The organism is Micromonospora sp. NPDC050795 (genome assembly GCF_044456785.1).
Lineage (GTDB): Bacteria > Actinomycetota > Actinomycetes > Mycobacteriales > Micromonosporaceae > Micromonospora.
In genome coordinates this window covers 1-1,187 of the sequence record NZ_JBITGE010000122.1, presented here as the reverse complement: position 1 = coordinate 1,187, position 1,187 = coordinate 1, and the positions used below count along the sequence as shown (strand labels likewise).

At 67.7% G+C, this 1,187-nt stretch carries 2 protein-coding genes and 1 pseudogene; all 3 read right to left on the bottom strand.

Going from position 1 to position 1,187, the window contains the following annotated elements:
• Nucleotides 1-166: 166 nt before the first annotated feature.
• The 3 genes and pseudogenes from ACIBEF_RS32550 to ACIBEF_RS32540 all read right to left on the bottom strand — a co-directional run bounded on the left by ACIBEF_RS32550 (nt 167) and on the right by ACIBEF_RS32540 (nt 1,073).
• Nucleotides 167-475 (bottom strand): transposase, encoded by a 309-nt coding sequence (locus ACIBEF_RS32550; RefSeq protein WP_396797259.1) that lies wholly within the window; start codon nt 473-475, stop codon nt 167-169.
• A gap of 65 nt (nt 476-540) precedes the next feature.
• Nucleotides 541-748, bottom strand: a pseudogene (locus tag ACIBEF_RS32545) (transposase); the annotation flags it as partial.
• A gap of 31 nt (nt 749-779) precedes the next feature.
• Nucleotides 780-1,073, bottom strand: a complete 294-nt coding sequence (locus ACIBEF_RS32540; protein ID WP_396797258.1) for a transposase — start codon at nt 1,071-1,073, stop codon at nt 780-782.
• Between the last annotated feature and the right edge of the window lie 114 nt (nt 1,074-1,187).

Genomic DNA, 1,187 nt, shown 5'->3' with positions numbered 1-1,187 from the left:
CAGCCTGACCGCCCCGACGCCGCCCGGCCGACAGGCCGGACGGCGTGTCATCCAACACCGTGAACGTTCGTGGTCACGGCACTAGCCACCGGCAGTAAGGCTGGCGAGCGATCTTCAACACCCGGCACGTCACCCGCCACGGGGATACCGTCGGCGGCCAGCTCGCTCACGAGCGGGTAGAGCCTTTTCCCGGCAGGTTCGCCTGCGACAAGTACGCCGCGGCCCGGCGCAGGACCTCGTTCGCCTGCTCCAGCAACCGGATCCGCTTACGGGCCTCCCGCAGCTCGGCTGACTCGCTGCCACTGACGCCAGGCTTGGTCCCGGCGTCGATGTCGGCCTTGCGCAGCCACTTGAACAACGTCATCGGATGAACTCCGAAGTCCTTCGCGATCTGCTCGACGGTCACGCCAGGGTCCCGGTCACGGGCGACCCGCACGACGTCATCGCGGAACTCACGGGGGTAGGGCTTGGGCACAGCAACATTCTTCCAGCCCGCCATCAGGGCAAGCCATCTCAGATGTCACCTATCGGTGCAGCAGACCCGTACACCGTCTTCCACGGCGGAAGGTCAGCAGGCAGATACCGCCACGGGGCACCCGAACCGCACCACGTACAGGATCGCGCAGACGACCTCCCGACGTGGGTGCCTCTCCCGCCGGCCGTCCGTGTTCGGCTCCGGCAGCAAAGCCTCGATCGGTGCCCACTGGTCGCCGGTCAGGTCCGAGGGGCAGCCACGACGCGTAGACACCGCGCCACTCTGCCCAACCCACCGCCGAACGTCACCCCGCCACGCCATCCACAACAAACCTTCCCAAACACGCTCTTAAGCGGCGGACGTGCTTGGGCACGATCCGCGGGGTGAACGACCCGGCCTGGCCCCGGGGCATCTGGATCCACCGGACCGACCTCGGTCTGCACCGTCTTCGCACCGTGCCCGTTACGAACGTTCGCCGGCCGTTCGCCTCGTCGAGACCAACCTCGTCGAGGTGCGCATCCCGCTCCGCATCCAGCGTTGATTCCAGAACGGTGCGAGTGATCCCCGCGAGGAGCCCACCCGGCCCGACCAGGGACACCCGTCGGCGGCAGCCCGCTCCATCAGTTGCTGCGCGAACTACACCTCAGCCGCCGACGGCTGCTCAAGCTAACCCCGTGCCTGCCCTGCTATTCGGCCCAACCGGTCACAACCC